This is a genomic window from Cryobacterium sp. Hz9 (assembly GCF_004402825.1).
GTDB classification, from domain to species: Bacteria; Actinomycetota; Actinomycetes; order Actinomycetales; family Microbacteriaceae; genus Cryobacterium; species Cryobacterium gelidum.
Window position 1 is genome coordinate 64,126 of sequence record NZ_SOFC01000025.1, and the last position, 16,746, is coordinate 80,871.

Consider the following 16,746-nt stretch of genomic DNA (forward strand, 5'->3'; position numbering starts at 1 on the left):
ATGACACTCACCATTGAGACTCAGATTCTCGCCAGCGAAGCCGCTGTCGCCGCTCCCGAAGGCACCCTGTTTCGCTTCGCGACGGCCGGCTCGGTCGACGACGGCAAGTCCACCCTCGTTGGCCGGCTGCTGCACGACTCGAAGGCCATCCTCGCCGACCAGCTCGAAGCGGTCACCCGCACCTCCACCGAGCGCGGCTTCGGCGGCGAGAGCGGCGGAATCGACTTCGCCCTGCTGACCGACGGCCTGCGCGCGGAACGCGAACAGGGCATCACCATCGACGTGGCCTACCGCTACTTCGCGACGCCCGCCCGCTCGTTCATTCTGGCGGACTGCCCCGGCCACGTACAGTACACACGGAACATGGTCACCGGCGCCACCACAGCGGATGCCGTCATCATGCTCATCGACGCCCGCAAGGGGGTGCTCGAGCAGACCCGCCGGCACCTCAGTGTCGTCGCCCTGCTGCGCGTGCCGCATGTGATCGTCGCGGTCAACAAGATCGACCTGCTGGATTACGACGAGGCCGCCTATCGTGAGGTGGAGGCCAGCGTTCGACTGGTCACCGCCGAACTGGGCATCGCTGAAGTGCTGGTCATTCCCGTGTCGGCGCTGGTCGGCGACAACGTCGTCGACCGCTCCGAGCGCACCCCCTGGTACGACGGGCCGAGCCTGCTCGAACTGCTCGAAACGCTCACCGTGATCGACGACCTCGACGAGCGTGGCCAGGCCACCGAGGCGTTTCGCCTGCCCGTACAGCTCGTGCTGCGCCCGCAGGGCGCGGTCGTCGTGGCCCCCGAGCTCACCGACTCCTACCGCGACTACCGGGCTTACGCCGGGCAGGTCGCGAGCGGCAGCATCAAGGTCGGCGACACCGTGAGCGTCGAGCCCGGCGGCGGCACCAGCACGGTCACCGGCATCGACTTCGCCGGCGTCGCTCTTGACGAGGCCTTCGCTCCGCAGTCGATCGCGCTGCGCCTGGCCGACGACCTCGATGTGGCCCGCGGCGCGGTGATCGCCGCCGTCGACACCCTGCCGCCGATCACCCGCACCCTCGAAGCCGACCTGTTCTGGCTCGACCCGCGCCCGCTCGCCCCTGGCGCCCGCGTGCTGGTGAAGTTCGGCACGACGGTCATGCAGGCCCTGATCAGCGAGGTCACCGGCCGGCTCGACCTGACGACACTGGCTGTTGAACCGGCCAGGACTCTCGCCGTGAACGATATCGGGCAGGCGAGCATCCGCTTGTCACGCGATCTGCCGGTCGAGCGCTACTCTTTGAACCGCCGCTCCGGTGCGTTCCTCGTGATCCACCCGCAGGACGGCGCAACCCTCGCCGCCGGCATCGTCACCGCCCCCGGTGAACCCACCCGCGGCGGCGACGGCTCGGGCGCCGGGTCGGAAGTGTCACCGTGACTTCCCTCACCAACGTGTCCGCTGCCACAATCCCGGCCGCCGCTGCGCTCGAGCCGGCCGCGATCACGATCGATGCCCTTGGCAAGCGCTACGGCACCGGCCCGCTCGTGCTCGACGACATCAACCTGACGATCGAGGCCGGCCAGTTCGTCTGCCTGCTCGGGGCAAGCGGATGCGGCAAGTCCACGCTGCTGAACATCATCGCCGGACTGGAGAAGCCGACCGAGGGCGCCGTCACCGTGGCGAGCGGCAAGGCCGCCGTCATGTTCCAGGACGCTGCCCTGTTTCCGTGGCTGACCGCCGGTCGCAATGTGGAGCTCGCCCTCAAGCTGCGCGGGGTGCCCCGCGGGGAACGTCGCAGCGAAGCCCTCGAGCTGCTCGACCTGGTCAATCTGGCCGATGCCGCCGACAAACGCCCGCACGAGCTCTCCGGCGGGATGCGCCAACGCGTGGCCCTGGCCCGCTCGCTCGCGCAGGACCGCAAGGTGCTGCTCATGGACGAACCGTTCGCCGCCCTCGACGCGATCACCCGTGACCTGCTGCACGAGGAGTTGGAACGGGTCTGGCGTCAGACCGGTCGCACCATCGTCTTCGTCACCCACAACGTGCGGGAAGCGGCCCGGCTGGGCGAACGCATCCTCCTGATGTCGTCACGCCCCGGTCGCATCGTCAACGAGTGGACCATCGCCGACACCGGCTCACGCCGCATCGAATCCCCCGAAGTCGCCCGCCTGGGCGACGAGATCACCGACCAGCTGCGAGAGGAAATCCGCCAAAATGCCGCTTGATCCGCAGGCTGCCACCGCCAGGGTTCACGACACCGGCCACGACGAACTCCGGCGCCTCGAAGCCGGCCTGGATTCGCTGCAGGCCGTTCCCGAAACGCCCCGCGGCGCCTTCCGCCGCACCCTCGACGGTGTGGTGCCGCCGATTCTGCTGCTTGTGGCCCTCGTCGCGGCCTGGCAGGTCTACATTGTGATCGCCAAACCCCGCCCCGACCTGATCCCCGGTCCCCTCGACGTGTTCGGCGCGTTAGCCAGTGCGTGGAACAGCGACCGCCTGCAGCTCGCTGTCACGACGAGTCTCGAACGAGGCGGGCTCGGCTTCCTTCTCGCCGTCGCCATCGGCACCCCGATCGGGTTGTTGCTTGCCGAGTGCCGCCCGGTGCGACGCGCCGTCGGCCCGCTGCTGTCTGGATTGCAGGTGCTCCCCTCGGTCGCCTGGGTGCCCGCCGCGATCATCTGGTTCGGCCTCACCGACGCCACCGTCTTCTTCGTCATCCTGATGGGCGCCGTACCCTCGATCGCCAACGGGCTCGTCTCGGGGGTCGACCAGATTCCGCCGCAGCTGCGCCGCGTCGGCACGGTACTCGGAGCCTCACGCTTCGAGATGGCTACCCTGGTCGTACTGCCGGCCGCCCTGCCGGGCTATTTCTCCGGCCTCAAGCAGGGCTGGGCCTTCGCCTGGCGTTCCCTGATGGCGGCCGAGATCATCACCCAGGGCGGGACGATCGGTTTCGGCCTCGGTTCGATGCTCGACCAGAGCCGTGTTCTCGCCGACCTGTCCGGCGTGCTCGCCACGATCCTGGTGATCCTGTTCGTCGGCATCCTGGTCGAGCTCGTCGTCTTCGCTCCGATCGAACGTCGCCTGCTGCGCCGTCGCGGGCTGATGGCCGCCGGCCTGCGCTGACCGCGCGCATCCACTCTTCTTCTTTCGTGAAAGCTTGCGCTGTTGAAAGGCACAATATGACCCCCGCTCCCTCTGCCCTGCGTGTCGCCATCATCGGCGCCGGCCCGGCCGGCATCTACGCTGGTAACATTCTGAACCGGCTCGTGGTCGAGGCCGGCCACACCGTGGCCATCGACCTGTTCGATGCGTTGCCCGCACCATACGGGCTGATTCGCTACGGCGTCGCCCCCGACCACCCGCGTATCAAGGGCATCGTCAAGTCGTTGCAGGAGATGCTCGACGCCGACACGATCCGCTTCATCGGTAACGTGACGTATGGCACCGACCTGAGCCTCACCGATCTGCGCGAGCACTACCACGCGGTCATTTTCGCGACCGGCGCCATTCTCGACGCCCCCCTCGTCATTCCCGGCATCGACCTGCCCGGATCGTTCGGCGCCGCCGACTTCGTTTCCTGGTATGACGGCCACCCCGACGTCCCCCTGGAATGGCCGCTCGACGCAACCGACGTGGCGGTCATCGGCAATGGCAACGTCGCCCTCGACGTGGCCCGCATTCTCGCCAAGCACGCCGACGACCTGCTCACCACCGACATTCCCGCCTCCGTCTACGCCGGCCTCGCCGGATCTCCGGTCACCGACGTGCACGTATTCGGTCGTCGCGGGCCCTCGCAGGTGAAATTCACCCCGATCGAGCTCCGGGAACTCGCCGACATTCCCGATGTCGACCTCGTGGTCTATGCCGAGGATTTCACACCCGATTCGCACAGTGAACAGCTCGTCGCCAGCAACAACCAGATCAAGATCATGACCCGCACGCTGAACGGATGGCTCACCAAGGCTCCACTTGGCGCCTCGCGTCGCCTGCACCTGCACTTTCTGCACGCACCGGTCGAGGTGTACGGAGACGGTCGGGTGGAAGGCATCCGCTTTGAACGCACCGAACACACCGGAGACGGCGGCGTGCGGGCGACCGGGCAGGTCGTCGACTACCCGGTACAGGCCGTCTATCGCGCGATCGGCTACCGGGGCAGCGCGCTGACCGAGGTACCGTTCGACGCCGTGCGCGGTGTCATTCCCAACGACGGCGGGCGGGTGCTCGACGCGGCCGGCGAGCCGATCGCGGGACTGTACGCCACCGGGTGGATCAAGCGCGGCCCGGTCGGCCTCATCGGGCACACCAAGGGCGACGCCCTCGAGACCGTGACCCGGCTTGTGGCCGACCTGCCGGTGCTGTTCGCCGGGGGTACGGCCGTGGGCACGGCGGATGCAATCCTGGCACTGCTCGAGGAACGCGGGGTAGAGTTCACGACCTGGGCCGGCTGGCAGGCTCTCGATGCCCACGAACTGATGCTCGGCAGCCTCGACGAGGTCACTCCGGGTCGCGAACGGGTGAAGGTCGTCTCCCGCGCGGAACAGGTTTCGATCTCGCGCACGGAAGCGTTGCTGACCCTGTGACCTATGTGATCGCTCTGCCCTGCGTCGATGTGAAAGATCGTGCCTGCATCGACGAATGCCCGGTGGACTGCATTTATGAGGGCGAACGCTCCCTCTATATCCATCCGGACGAGTGCGTCGACTGCGGAGCCTGCGAACCGGTCTGCCCGGTCGAGGCCATCTACTACGAAGACGACCTGCCCGAACAATGGGCCGACTATTACAAGGCCAACGTCGAATTCTTCGACGACATCGGCTCCCCGGGCGGAGCCGCCAAGGTCGGCGTGCTCGCCAAGGACCACCCCGTCATCTCCGCGCTGCCGCCGCAGGTCACCGAGCCAGCCTGACTCGAAAGGGGCGGCGGGGCGCCGCCGGATGCGCGGCCATATTCTGGTATCGCAGCCGCCCGCGATCGAGTCGTGTCGTGTCAGAAGCTGGCGGGCCAGGCACGCAGACGCCGGACGGTTAGCTCGCGGTAGCAGGCTCCCGCTGGTCAGCGCGCGTCGCAACGCGCTGGCCGATGACGGCAGAAACACCGTCGTGCCGCATGCTGACGCCGTAGAGGGCATCCGCTATCTCCATGGTGCGCTTCTGGTGGGTGATGACGATGAGCTGGCTGGTCTCGCGCAGGTCTTCAAAGATGGTCAACAGTCGGCCGAGATTGGCGTCATCGAGGGCCGCTTCCACCTCGTCCATGATATAAAACGGGCTCGGGCGAGCCTTGAAGATGGCAATCAGCAGCGCGACGGCGGCGAGCGAGCGTTCCCCACCGGAGAGCAACGAGAGACGTTCGATCTTCTTGCCGGCCGGTTTCACCGATACCTCGATGCCGGTCGCGAGCAGGTCGTCGGGGTCGGTGAGCCAGATGCTGCCACTTCCGCCGGGAAACAGCACCGGGAACACCTCGGCGAAAGCTGCCCGGGTGTCGTCGAACGCGTTCGAGAAGATGGTCTGCATCTTCTCGTCGATGTCGGCGATGATGGTGAGCAGGTCGCTGCGGGTCTCGGTGAGGTCGGTGAGCTGTTCGGTGAGAAACCGGTGACGCTGCTCGAGCGCCGCGAATTCTTCGAGTGCAAGGGGGTTGACCCGGCCGAGCTGGCCGAGCTTGCGTTCGGCGACCACAAACCGTTTCTGCTGTTCGGCCCGAACGAAACGGACGCCATCGGGCGTAATCAGCTGATCGGGCCCATATTCGCCGACAAGTACGTCTTCGGTCAGTCCCAATTCGCTGCCGGCCCGTTCGAGCAGGGCCGAAAGGTGCAGCTTCTTCTCATAGATCTCAAGCTCGAGGACGTGCACGTTCTCTGTGATCGAGGCGAGACGCTCACGCAGCGTGTTCTCATCACGACGCAACTGCTGCAGCTCGGTGTTTTGGCTCGTTCGCTCCGCTTCGGCGCTGGCGAGACGAAGCCGCGCCTCGGCGACCGAGCGGTCGACCGAGGCGAGCACGGCCGGAAGCGCCTCGGCGACGCGGGAGGCGGAATCTACCTGTCGGCGGCGAATGACGGCCCGACGAGCCGCCGCGGCGGCGACCGTTCGGTCAGCTTCGAGCTGCTGCGTCATGGTCACCACGTGCAGTTCGCCCGCGCGCACGCGTTCGCGGGCGGTTTCCACCTGCAGCCTGGTCTCGACCTCGGTCTCGCGGGCGGCCTCGAGTTCGGTGTCGAGCGCGTCGCGCACGGTCGCGTCGAGGATGGGTCGTGGCTGCGACCGGGCGGCGACGAGAGCGGCACCGGCTCGGGCTGCGATGGCCCCGGCTTCGGCGACAGCGCTGCTCGCCAGCTGCAGCGCGGCCGAGACCCGGTCGACGTCGGCGTCGGCGGCAGCCGCCTGTACCATAAGGCGTCCGCGACGTTCGGTGTGCGCGGCGAGTTGGGTTTCGAAGGCGCGCAGTGCGGCGCGCGCGCTGACCGACTGCTCTTTGCACGCCTGCAGCAGTGTGCGCTGTTCGGTGAAATCGGCGCGTACGCGCTCGATCAGCGAGGTGACGGCCGCAAGCTTCTCGGTGGCGGTGTCACGTTCGGCGACGAGTTCGAGCTTGCTCTGCCGCGCGCCGGATCCTCCGCGCACAACCCAGGGGCTCAGTACCTCACCGGCGAGCGTGATGACGGTGAGGCCGTCGGGTAGTTCTGTGGCACGGGCCACGGTGAGGTCGTCGGCGATAACGGTCTGGGCGAGCAGTCCGTGCACCCCGGCCGGGCCGTCGACGACCGACGTCGCCCAGCGGATGCCCGGCCGCGCACCCAGATCATTGGTCGGTGCGGCGGTGACTTTGCCGTCGGCCAGGACCAGTTCTACGCGCCCGAAGTCGTCACGCTCGGCCTGCACGATCGCAGCGAGGGCGGCGGAGCGATTCTCAGCGAGCACGGCGTCGGCGAGGGAGCCGAGCGCGGCGGCGATCGCCGCTTCGAAACCGGGCTGCACCCGCACATGGTCGGCGACCAGGCCGCGAATACCTGCCGGCTGCGCGTCGAGCAGGGCGGATGAGCCGTCTTTCTGGTCGAGCGCGAGGCAAAACGCGCCCTGCCGGGCCGCTTGGGTGTCGCGGTCCCGCTCGTGCTGGTGCAACTCATCGCGCAGGCGTTCCACCGCGGCCTCAACGCGGTGCGCCGCGGCCTGCGCCAGTGCGAAAGCTGCGGACAGGTCGACCGAATCGGGTGCACCAGCCGGCGCTATGGTCTGCAGCTGGTCGAGTTGCTCCCGCGCGTTCTCGCTGCGGTCGGTCGCCGCGTCGAGGGCATTCTGCTGCCGCAATTGTTCGCCGCGCACGGCCGCGAGCCGCGACGCGGCCGTCTCGGACTGGCCGGTCAAGTGGGAAATTTCGAGGTCGTGCCTGGAAACGAGCGCGGCCTGCGCCGAAATGTCTGCGTCGACCGCGTCGAGTCGCGACCGGACGGCCGCGCTCTGCGCGCGGGCACTGTTCCAGGCGATGCCGGCCACCCCGATGCTCGCGTGCAACTGCTCGACCTCGGCCGCGGCCTCCTTCAGCAGGGTGGGCGTGACACTCGATACGAGACCGGTCGCCTCGACCTGCGAACCCAGCAGGGCCAGCCGCTGGTTGGCGAGGGTGAACAAGCCGCGCAGGCGTTCCTGCACCGATTCAAGGCCATAACCGGTGCGGCGGGCCAGATCGACGGCATCGCCGACCTGAGCGAGCTCGAGCCGCCGCAAACGCCCCTGTTTCTGCGAGAACTGCTCCTGCAGCACGACCCGTTCGGTATGCCGTTCGCTCTCGGTGCGATTGTGGACGTCGAGCGCAAGCTTCAGCGTGACCACGTCGTCGGCGAGCAAACGGGCGCGGGCGTCCCGCACGACGGCGGCGATGGTCTGCGCTTCCCTGGCGATGTCGGCCTGGTGACCGAGTGGCTTGAGCTGGCGGCGAATCTCCCCCGCGAGATCGCTCAGCCGGGTGAGGTTGATCTGCATGGCATCGAGCTTGCGCAGGGTTTTTTCTTTGCGGCGCCGATGTTTGAGAATGCCGGCCGCTTCTTCAATGAAGCCACGGCGTTCCTCCGGGCTGGCGCGCAGTACCGCATCGAGCTGTCCCTGCCCGACGATGACGTGCATCTCGCGGCCGAGACCGGAGTCACTGAGTAGTTCCTGCACGTCGAGCAGCCGGCAGGTCCGCCCGTTGATAGCGTATTCACTCGCGCCGTTGCGAAACAGGGTGCGCGAGATGGTGACTTCGGAGTACTCGATCGGCAGCGCGCCATCGGAGTTATCGATGGTGAGAATGACCTCGGCCCGGCCGAGCGGGCCGCGGGTCGACGTGCCAGCGAAGATGACGTCGTCCATTTTGCCGCCGCGCAGCGTTTTCACGCCCTGCTCGCCCATCACCCAGGCCAGGGCATCGACCACATTGGACTTACCCGACCCGTTTGGACCGACGACGCAGGTGACTCCGGGTTCGAACGCGAACGTCGTCGGCTGCGCGAACGATTTGAACCCCTTGAGGGTGAGGCTCTTCAGATACAACGGGCACCCTTTCGATCGGCCTGCCACGAGGACGAAGCCCGGGCTAAGCCAACGGTACCGCGCCCCACCGACAGGAGCCGGCACATCCGCTTCTTACGAAGTGTGGCGCACACAGCAGCGATCATCGCCGCGCGTTGGACCGCTTTCGGACTGATTGTGGCGCCGCAGACGGCAGCTTTCGCCGGGCCGCACCACACCTACCTTCAGTGCAACGCAACAACAGCAGCGCAACGACAGCAGCGTGACGCCGCAGCCCGCTGAGGCCGCCGGTGGAAAGGCGCGGCGGCGGCGTCCCCATCGGATCCGGCAGGCCGTCCAGGTCCTCGAATGTAGGAACCGTCAGCGCAGGCGCTGGCAGCGTGGGCAGAAGTGCGAGCCGCGGTTCATGAATTGCTCGCGCACGATCAGGGTGCCGCAGCGCGAGCACGGCGTGCCCTGCCGGCCGTAGGCCTCCAGGCTGTGCGCAAAATAGCCGGATTGGCCGTTCACATTCACGTACTGGGCATCGAAGCTCGTGCCCCCCTCGGCGAGAGCGCGGTGCAGAATGGTGCGTACGGCCGCGAGCAATGCCACAGCTTTCACTGGCGACAGCGACGCGGCGGGCTGCACATAGTGGATGCGCGCGGCGAACAGGGCTTCGTCCGCGTAGATATTACCGATGCCGCTGATCAGGTTCTGGTCGAGCAGTGCCCGCTTGATCCCGGTGTTCTTACGCGCCAGGGCGGCGAAGAAAAGGTTCGAAGAAAACGACGGGTCGATCGGGTCGCGGGCAATGTGCGCCACTTGCGACGGAATACGGTGCTGCCAGGTGGCATCCGCTTCGACCGTTCCCGAATAGCCGGCCGGTAGTCCGTCGCTGGTCGGGCCCATGGCGTCGACGGCCATGCTGCCGAAGATGCGCTGGTCAACGAAATTGACCCACAGTTCGCCGTGGCTTGGGTGCTCGAGTGTCAAGCGGATACGCAACATGCGATCCAACGCAGCTCCCGGTGTGCGCAGCAGCACCTGGCCGCTCATGCCGAGGTGGATCACCAGTGCCCGCCCGCTGTCGAGGGGAAGCCACAGAAACTTACCGCGACGCACGGCGGCGAGAATGCGGTGCCCGCGCAGCTGGTCAGCGAACAACCCGGATGCCGGCACGTGCCGGCGCAGGGAGCGTTCGTCGAAGATTTCGACGCCGGTGACCCGGGCATCGGTGACAGCCGGTTGCAAACCGGCGCGCACGACCTCGACTTCGGGTAGTTCTGGCATGACTGCGAGGTTAGAGCGCGTTGAGCCGGTCGATGGCGTCGCGGGCCGCGGCCATCTCGGCGAACTTCTTGCTCGGGCCAACACCCTGGGCGGTCACTACCGAGCCGACGGTGACGGTCGCGACGAACTCCTTGGAGTGATCGGGGCCGCTGGCTTCGATCGTGTAGACGGGGATGCCGACGCCCACACTCGCGGCGAGCTCCTGCAGGCTCGTTTTCGGGTCCATCGACACACCGAAGTGGCCTGGTTCGGCCAGAAGTGGCTGGATCAGGCGCAGCACGAACGCCGTGGCAACGTCCCCGCCGGCATCGAGATAGGTCGCGCCGATGAGCGCTTCCACGGTGTCGGCCAGGATGGACGCCTTGTCACGCCCCCCGGTCAGGATTTCACCACGACCGAGGCGAATGTGCTCACCCAGGCCCAGACCGCGGGCGATCTGGGCGAGCGCGGCCGTCGACACCAGGCTGGCCCGACGCTTGGCGAGGTGGCCCTCGTCGAGGGCGGGGTAGGTGCGATACAGCATCACCGTGACGGCTTGGCCCAGAATCGAGTCACCGAGGAATTCCAGGCGCTCATTGGTCGGAATGCCACCGTTTTCGTACGCAAAAGACCGGTGGGTCAGAGCAAGCTCCAAAATCACCGGTTCAATCTGCACACCGAGGGTCGCCAGCAGTGGCGACCGCTCGGTGTTCACACTTTTCATCGACACATTTTCATCAATACAGCTTCATCGGCCCAGTTCCGGCCGATCGAGAAGAGGTGTGTTAGATGTCGGCGACTTTACGGCCCTTGTATTCCATGAACATCGGGGTGCCGGTGGAGTCGGTGACAACCTTGGCGCGGTGCGGCAGGCTGTAGACGACCTTGCCGCCCTCCATGGTCTTCACGAGGGTGGGAGGCGTGGCCTTCCACTGCGCGCGACGCGAGTGGGTGTTGGAACGCGACATCTTGCGCTTCGGAACTGCCATGACTACTTCTCTTCTCTGCTGTCTGAAACATGGGTGTGGACACCCATGTCTTTGTCTGTGGAAGCCGTGAACCCCGCAAGCGCTGACCACCGGGGATCGGGCGCATCGTCGGAAACGAGTTCCGGTAGTTCGGCAAGCGGCTGCCCGGTCTCACTGTCAAGACCAGGGCAATCCCGCCGACATACTGGCTGGAACGGAAGTGATAACACTACCGCGTCCCGGATCAAAGATTCCAAATCGACATGGTCGTCCAAAATCTCAAACTCGAAGGCTTCCTCCTGAGGATAACCGAAAAGCTCGGCAAACTGAACTCGAACCGGCAGGTCGATGTCTTTGAGGCACCGACCACACTCGCCGAGAGCTCGCGCATACACCTCGATACTCACCAGGATTCCCTCGTGCATCGCCTCGAGGCGCAGCTCGGTCGACAGGGTCGACCCGGCTTTCACGGCCACGAGGCCAGCGCCGAGGTCGTCGGGCACCACAATGTCGAGGTGGCGTTCCTGCATGGTGCCCGGCCGGTTGATGAGGTCACGCACGTCGAGTGTGTACGGCGTCTTCTTGAACTTAGTCACGGTCATGAATTGTACGCGCTGCGCGTGGGTGCTCCGTTCAGGGAGACATCGCGCGCGCGCGACGCTCTCCGCGCAGCACCGTTCCCAGGGCGGCGAACAATGAGGTGGGCGCGAACGTGGCCCGCAAGCGGATGCCGACGCTCGCGTTCTCGTGCAGCGCCCGCAGCACCAGGGTCAGATCGTCGGCCAGGGTTTCTACCCACGCATGCGACCGGTCGAACCGCGAGCGCTCCAACGCCAGGAGCACCCGTTCAAGTGCCTGCGACGACGCCGGATCGAGCCTTCCGAGCCTCTCCAGGCGCCCGGCGAAGGCTCGGGGAGTTTCGGTAATCGGTACCGGTATGCCGTGATCGAGGCTGGTGTGCTGCAGTTCAGTCCAGGCCAGGACCCCGCCGGCGTCTTTGGAACGGATGCGGCGCACCCGCGTGCGACGCAGCATCAGTCTTGCGCCGCCGGGCACAAGCAGCAGCACCAATCCCAGTGCGCTGACCCCGACGATGCCCAGCAGATAGGCGGAGTCTGTGCTCGGCACTGCCGTTTGGCGTTCGAGGGCGGAATCGTCGGCCAGCCGGTCGGCGCTGAGGCCGGGGGCGCTCGGAGCGCCGGGCGCACCGGGTATGGTCGTCGGCGTGCCGGCATCCGCTGTCTGCTCGTAGTTGGGTACGGTGCCGCGGCCGGGGGTCGGTTCGAATTTCACCCAGCCGATACCGACGAAATACAGCTCCGGCCAGGCGTGCAGGTCGTGCGAATCAACGTTGTACTGTCCGAGACCCTGCGCGAGATCCTGCGATTTGACGCCGGGCAGATAACCGAGCGAAACCCGCGAAGGAATGCCGAGGGTGCGTGCCATCGCGGCCATAGCTGAGGCGAAATGCACGCAGTAGCCGCGTTTGGCCTTCAGGAACGCTCCGATGACGTCGACCCCGCCTCCGTCGTAACCGTCTTCAACGGGTGCGTCGGTGTCGTAGGTGAAGGCGCTGCTGCGCAGATACTTCTGCATGGCAATTGCGGCGTCGTAGCTCGACGTGGCGCCCGCCGTCACCTGCCGTGCCGTCTCCTCGATGATCGGCGGCGGATCGATTGGGAGTTGCAGATTGCCGATAACGCTCGCCGGGTAGTCGGTGCCGGAGACACGCAGTTGGTCGGCGGTGGGCTTGATTTCTAACGATGACACCGTGTACTTCTGGTTGAGGGTGCTCGCGGTGGTGCTCGCGATCGCCCGGGTGCGGCTGTCCCAATACCAGCTGCCGGACAGCCCGTCGACGCTGGTCGCGCGGGCCGGTGCGGGCAGCCAATGGCTGTTGACGCCGTCGATCACGACCGAGGCCGATGCCTCCTCGGTCTTCACACTGGCGTCGAGACCGAACGGTCTCGCAATGTCGTCGACGGTATTGCGGGTGTCGGCCCCGTCGATGCGTGCCGTCCAGGTCAGTCCAATGACCTCGTCGAGGGTGAGCAGGGTGAAATAGGGTTGCTCGGTGCCGGTCGAAGTGTAGTGAAAGGCTGGTCCGGCCTTGGGCCGCCGCAGGTCTTGCCCCAGATTGATCATGGGGCTCACCCCGCTGCCGAACAATAAGCCGCCGGGCCGGGCCGTGACCAGGCCTCCGGCGCTAAACGCCGGGGCGACCGCGCTCAAAATCAGCGCACCCACGATGGTCAGGGCTCCCACCATGAGTGCTCCCCCGATCGCACCGGGACCACGCGACCGCTCCGGCCGGTAGGCACGCGGCGCGCCCGCACCGGTCGGCGGATGCCTGGCCGCCTGCGTGCGACGCACGTACACATCAACCCGCAACAGCAACAAAAATGCGATCGCGGCCACGACGAGAGTGGCGATATCAGCCCCATCGTCGATGACGAAGCCCGGCGCCAGGAGTGGTACGAGTGCGAACGCAGCGCCGAGGGCGGGCCAGCGCAGCGTCAGAGCGAGCAGGTCCATGAAAATAGCGATCAGTCCGGTGCCGCCGGCCAGCAGAAAGAGGATACCGAGGGTCACTTCGGCCGGCGTGCTCTGCTGGGCGATCGAGGCCCCACCGTCAGTGATCAACCCGCCGAACACACCGATGGTTTGCGATGTCGGAATGAGCCAGAACAGGCCGGTGCCGCCAGCGAATAACAACGTCATCGTGCCGACCAGCATTAGGGCGTTCGCTACCGGGATGACCGCGCGCGGCAGCCCAAGGCGGCGAAACAGCGCCGCGCCGATCAGCACGACGGCGCCGACCATCGCGCAGACCCACCACCAGGCGCTGCCTCGAAGCAGCGGCCCCAGCGCAGCACAGCTGATGAGGAGCAACAACAACAGGCTGAGGGCCAGCGGCCAGAGCGCGGCATCACGCCCGCCCTGCCGACGGCGCGCCGGACCGCTGGGGCGTGCCGCGGTCGGCGTCGCCAGCGAATCCGCGGCCGGTGCCCGCTTGGTGGCCACGCTAGTCATGACCGGCACCTCGATCCCCGCTCACGTTGTTCCACGCATCTTCAAGGTCGTCGGCCGTGGCAAGCTCCAGACAGCGCCAGCCGGCGTCCTGCAGACGTTCTCGGGCGATACCGCTGACGGTGCGCTGCACGAACGCGACGGCGGGCTCGCAGTGACGGGCGAGGTGCACCAGGTCGTCGACATCCGCTTCGGACACGCTCACGAGCATCGCGAACGTCGGCAGAGATTGTTGCGCGCCACGCAGGGCAGCGCGCACCGGTGCCCGGCGTGAGGCGGCCAGACGAACGCTGCGGCTCGGCCACGGTACCGGAACCACGCCTGCGAGGGCCTCGAGCAGTGCGCGGTCGCCGCCGGGGGCGCGAAAACTGGCTGGCACATCGCCGTGCAGCCCGCCCAGGGTCTGTTGGTGGCCTGGCAGCAGCTGGCTGGCGCCCAGCTCGATCACCTCGAGGCGGTAACCGGCGTCGAGAAGGTGCACACCAACGGATGCCGCCAGATCTATCTCGACTTCGAATGCGGCCACGAGATGTGGTGGGACATGCCCGGCACCCAGGCCGGCCGCTCCGGCCAGGGTGGTGTCAAGCACCATGCGCGCCTCCGGATTGCTGCGCTGTTCCTCCTGCCGCACCATGATTTCGCCGTGCCGGGCTGTGGCCGGCCAGTTCACGCGGCGCAGGGCGTCGCCCGGGCGGTATTCGCGGGCAATGAGCTCGTCGGAGGTGGGGGTTGCCTGGCGAACCAGTTCTCGGATCGAACCGTCATTGCTGGTCTGGGCGAGGCCGCTGCCGGGCAATGGCGTCACCCGTGGCGTCACGATCAGGTCGTGGGGTGTTCCGGCGTTTCGGTCGCTGCGGGCGAAGCCGAACGGGTCTTGACGTGACACGCGCAGCGGACCGACGTCGTAGACGCCGCGGTGGCGCGGCACGATGGAATATTCCAGGCGTACGCTGTCGCCGGTTGCGCCGTTTCGGCTCACGAACGGAAGGATGACCGCTGGCGGCGCCTCAATGCCTGGCGGCGAGGTGTCGGCCCACGAAGCGCCGCCGAGCGGTGTCACCGAGAGGTTGCGCAGCTGCAGAGAAACGACGGTCTCGCCGCTGACCGGCACGATCGGCGGCCGAAAGACGCGCGTGACCTCGACCCGCGCCGGGCGGAGCGAGACGTAACCGGCGGCGACGAGCGGCGCCATGATCAGGAGGCTGGCCACGAACAGAATGTCGCGGCTGTTGATCAAAATCGCGTTGGCGAACAAGACGGCTCCGGCTGCCAGGAAGACCACCCCGCGCAGGGTGAGCCGCGTGGCGAATCGGGCAGCCACACGCGCGAACCAGTCGGTACTGGCTACCTGCCCCGAACCTCTCACCCGGCGCTTCATGGCTACGACTGCCCGGTGGAACTCACTGGCCGAGGCGGGACAGCGTGCACCGGCGACTGCGCTACGGACGGCACCGCTACGGATCGAGCCGATGCTCCGCTGCCGATCGGCACGGGAGTGTCGGCCAGGATTCGACGCACGATGTCATCGATCACGGGTCCGCTGTCTTGGTGGTGGTGCCCCAACGCCCGGCTGGTGGGCACCATCCGATGACCCAGGACGGCCACGGCGAGCGAGTCGATATCGTCGGGCAGCACGTAATCCCGACCGCTCAACGCGGCCTGCGCCTTCGCAGCACGAATCAGCTGCAGAGTCGCTCGCGGGCTGGCACCGAGGCGCAGGTCGCGGTCGTCGCGGGTGGCCCGCACCAGATTGACCGCGTACTCCTTGACCGCACTGGAGGCGAAGACCGCTCGTGCCGCGTGCATCATGTTGCGCAGGTCCTCCCCCGACACCACGGCCGAGATCAGTGCGAGCGGGCTGTTGGTGTCGCGCGAGTCGAGCATCGCGAGTTCCGACTCCGTGTCGGGATAGCCCATGGAGATACGCGCCATGAACCGGTCCCGTTGCGCTTCCGGGAGAGCATAGGTGCCCTCCATCTCGATTGGGTTTTGGGTGGCGATGACGGTGAAGGGCAGGGCGAGCGGGTAAGTGACGCCGTCGACGGTGACCTGGCGTTCCTCCATCGATTCCAGCAGCGCGGACTGGGTTTTCGGACTCGCCCGGTTGATCTCGTCGCCGATGACGATGTTGGCGAAGACGGGGCCTGGTTTGAACTCGAATCGGCGCTCGGCCTGGTTGAACACCGACACTCCGGTCACGTCGGAGGGCAGCAGGTCGGGGGTGAATTGAATTCGCCCGACCGTGCAGTCAACGGACCGGGCGAGGGCCTTGGCGAGCATGGTCTTGCCGACACCGGGTACGTCCTCGATCAGAAGGTGCCCCTCGGCCAGCAGCACGGTCAGAGCGATTTGTACGGCTTCATGTTTGCCGTCGATGACCGTCTCGATATTGCGCATGATCGCGCGCCCAGCGGCTTGCAGCTCGCTGAGGTCAACGGCCGACACTCCCTTGAACGGCGCAGCGTCAGCCGACGGAACCGACGCCAGTTCCGCGTTGGAGCGAATCGGTTTGAGGTTCATACGCGTGAACGCTCCAAATACTCTGCCACGGCCCTGGGCACGTAGGGCGAGACATCGCCGCCGAGTCCGGCAACCTGGCGCACCAGCGAGCTGGAAACGTGGGCGTTGGCCGGATCGGGCAGCAGGAAGACCGTTTCTACCGCGGCCAGATTGCGATTGACAATCGCCATCGGCGTCTCGTAGGCCACATCAACCTGCGAGCGGATGCCCTTCACCAGGACGCTCGCACCGACGTCCAAGCAGTAATCCACCAGCAAACCCATGCTCCAGCTGGCGACGACGATGTTGGTCGGGAGCCCGGCTTCTTTGATGGCCTGTTCCAGCAGCGACACGCGCTGACTGATCGGTAGCAGGGCGGATTTGTCGGGGTTGTGCACCACGAGGACGTGGAGCTCGTCGAACAGGCCGGCGGCACGATCGATCACGTCCAAGTGGCCCAGCGTGACGGGGTCAAATGATCCAGGGACAACGGCGATCCTGCGCAT

The 16,746-nt window shown here is 66.7% G+C and carries 14 protein-coding genes; 5 read left to right on the forward strand and 9 right to left on the reverse strand.

Annotated elements, in window-relative coordinates; translation table 11 throughout:
* The 5 genes from E3N85_RS15640 to fdxA all read left to right on the forward strand — a co-directional run bounded on the left by E3N85_RS15640 (window position 1) and on the right by fdxA (window position 4,885).
* Window positions 1-1,413 (forward strand): sulfate adenylyltransferase subunit 1, encoded by a 1,413-nt coding sequence (locus tag E3N85_RS15640; RefSeq protein ID WP_134464831.1) that lies wholly within the window; start codon window positions 1-3, stop codon window positions 1,411-1,413.
* Window positions 1,414-1,475: 62 nt separating this feature from the next.
* The gene (locus tag E3N85_RS15645) at window positions 1,476-2,201 is read left to right on the forward strand and encodes an ABC transporter ATP-binding protein (RefSeq protein ID WP_134464912.1); all 726 of its coding nucleotides are present in this window, start codon (window positions 1,476-1,478) and stop codon (window positions 2,199-2,201) included.
* Window positions 2,191-3,102 (forward strand): ABC transporter permease, encoded by a 912-nt coding sequence (locus E3N85_RS15650; protein ID WP_134464833.1) that lies wholly within the window; start codon window positions 2,191-2,193, stop codon window positions 3,100-3,102. Before E3N85_RS15645 ends, E3N85_RS15650 begins: the two co-directional genes overlap by 11 nt.
* A 56-nt stretch (window positions 3,103-3,158) precedes the next feature.
* On the forward strand, window positions 3,159-4,559 hold the full coding sequence (locus E3N85_RS15655) for an FAD-dependent oxidoreductase (protein ID WP_134464835.1): 1,401 nt from the start codon (window positions 3,159-3,161) through the stop codon (window positions 4,557-4,559).
* Complete coding sequence (gene fdxA / locus E3N85_RS15660) at window positions 4,556-4,885, forward strand: ferredoxin (RefSeq protein WP_134464837.1); 330 nt, start codon at window positions 4,556-4,558, stop codon at window positions 4,883-4,885. The genes E3N85_RS15655 and fdxA overlap by 4 nt, the downstream gene beginning before the upstream one ends.
* 118 nt (window positions 4,886-5,003) lie before the next feature.
* Here fdxA and smc read toward each other — a convergent pair whose 3' ends face one another.
* The 9 genes from smc to coaD all read right to left on the reverse strand — a co-directional run bounded on the left by smc (window position 5,004) and on the right by coaD (window position 16,746).
* Window positions 5,004-8,513, reverse strand: a complete 3,510-nt coding sequence (gene smc, locus E3N85_RS15665; protein ID WP_134464839.1) for a chromosome segregation protein SMC — start codon at window positions 8,511-8,513, stop codon at window positions 5,004-5,006.
* 339 nt (window positions 8,514-8,852) lie between these two features.
* Window positions 8,853-9,764 (reverse strand): bifunctional DNA-formamidopyrimidine glycosylase/DNA-(apurinic or apyrimidinic site) lyase, encoded by a 912-nt coding sequence (mutM, locus tag E3N85_RS15670; RefSeq protein ID WP_134464841.1) that lies wholly within the window; start codon window positions 9,762-9,764, stop codon window positions 8,853-8,855.
* A gap of 10 nt (window positions 9,765-9,774) precedes the next feature.
* Window positions 9,775-10,467 carry a ribonuclease III gene (rnc, locus tag E3N85_RS15675; RefSeq protein ID WP_134464843.1) on the reverse strand — a complete coding sequence of 231 codons (693 nt, stop codon included), beginning with the start codon at window positions 10,465-10,467 and terminating at the stop codon, window positions 9,775-9,777.
* Window positions 10,468-10,528: 61 nt separating this feature from the next.
* Window positions 10,529-10,732 carry a 50S ribosomal protein L32 gene (rpmF, locus tag E3N85_RS15680; RefSeq protein ID WP_105036395.1) on the reverse strand — a complete coding sequence of 68 codons (204 nt, stop codon included), beginning with the start codon at window positions 10,730-10,732 and terminating at the stop codon, window positions 10,529-10,531.
* Between the two features lie 2 nt (window positions 10,733-10,734).
* Complete coding sequence (locus E3N85_RS15685; RefSeq protein WP_370289396.1) at window positions 10,735-11,307, reverse strand: DUF177 domain-containing protein; 573 nt, start codon at window positions 11,305-11,307, stop codon at window positions 10,735-10,737.
* Between the two features lie 37 nt (window positions 11,308-11,344).
* Complete coding sequence (locus E3N85_RS15690) at window positions 11,345-13,744, reverse strand: DUF3488 and transglutaminase-like domain-containing protein (RefSeq protein ID WP_134464847.1); 2,400 nt, start codon at window positions 13,742-13,744, stop codon at window positions 11,345-11,347.
* On the reverse strand, window positions 13,737-15,062 hold the full coding sequence (locus E3N85_RS15695) for a DUF58 domain-containing protein (RefSeq protein ID WP_166783982.1): 1,326 nt from the start codon (window positions 15,060-15,062) through the stop codon (window positions 13,737-13,739). The genes E3N85_RS15690 and E3N85_RS15695 overlap by 8 nt, the downstream gene beginning before the upstream one ends.
* A 59-nt stretch (window positions 15,063-15,121) precedes the next feature.
* Entirely contained in the window at window positions 15,122-16,138 is a 1,017-nt protein-coding gene (locus E3N85_RS15700) for a MoxR family ATPase (protein WP_241978561.1), read from the reverse strand.
* 119 nt (window positions 16,139-16,257) lie between these two features.
* Complete coding sequence (gene coaD / locus E3N85_RS15705) at window positions 16,258-16,746, reverse strand: pantetheine-phosphate adenylyltransferase (RefSeq protein ID WP_134464853.1); 489 nt, start codon at window positions 16,744-16,746, stop codon at window positions 16,258-16,260.

Bases quoted from the DNA above. Each gene is read 5' to 3' on its own strand.
- E3N85_RS15640 (WP_134464831.1), top strand. From the start codon at position 1: ATGACACTCACCATTGAGACTCAGATTCTCGCCAGCGAAGCCGCTGTC.
- E3N85_RS15650 (WP_134464833.1), top strand. From the start codon at position 2,191: ATGCCGCTTGATCCGCAGGCTGCCACCGCCAGGGTTCACGACACCGGC.
- E3N85_RS15655 (WP_134464835.1), top strand. From the start codon at position 3,159: ATGACCCCCGCTCCCTCTGCCCTGCGTGTCGCCATCATCGGCGCCGGC.
- mutM (WP_134464841.1), bottom strand. From the start codon at position 9,764: ATGCCAGAACTACCCGAAGTCGAGGTCGTGCGCGCCGGTTTGCAACCG.
- rnc (WP_134464843.1), bottom strand. From the start codon at position 10,467: ATGAAAAGTGTGAACACCGAGCGGTCGCCACTGCTGGCGACCCTCGGT.
- rpmF (WP_105036395.1), bottom strand. From the start codon at position 10,732: ATGGCAGTTCCGAAGCGCAAGATGTCGCGTTCCAACACCCACTCGCGT.
- E3N85_RS15690 (WP_134464847.1), bottom strand. From the start codon at position 13,744: ATGACTAGCGTGGCCACCAAGCGGGCACCGGCCGCGGATTCGCTGGCG.
- E3N85_RS15700 (WP_241978561.1), bottom strand. From the start codon at position 16,138: ATGCGCAATATCGAGACGGTCATCGACGGCAAACATGAAGCCGTACAA.
- coaD (WP_134464853.1), bottom strand. From the start codon at position 16,746: ATGCGCAGGATCGCCGTTGTCCCTGGATCATTTGACCCCGTCACGCTG.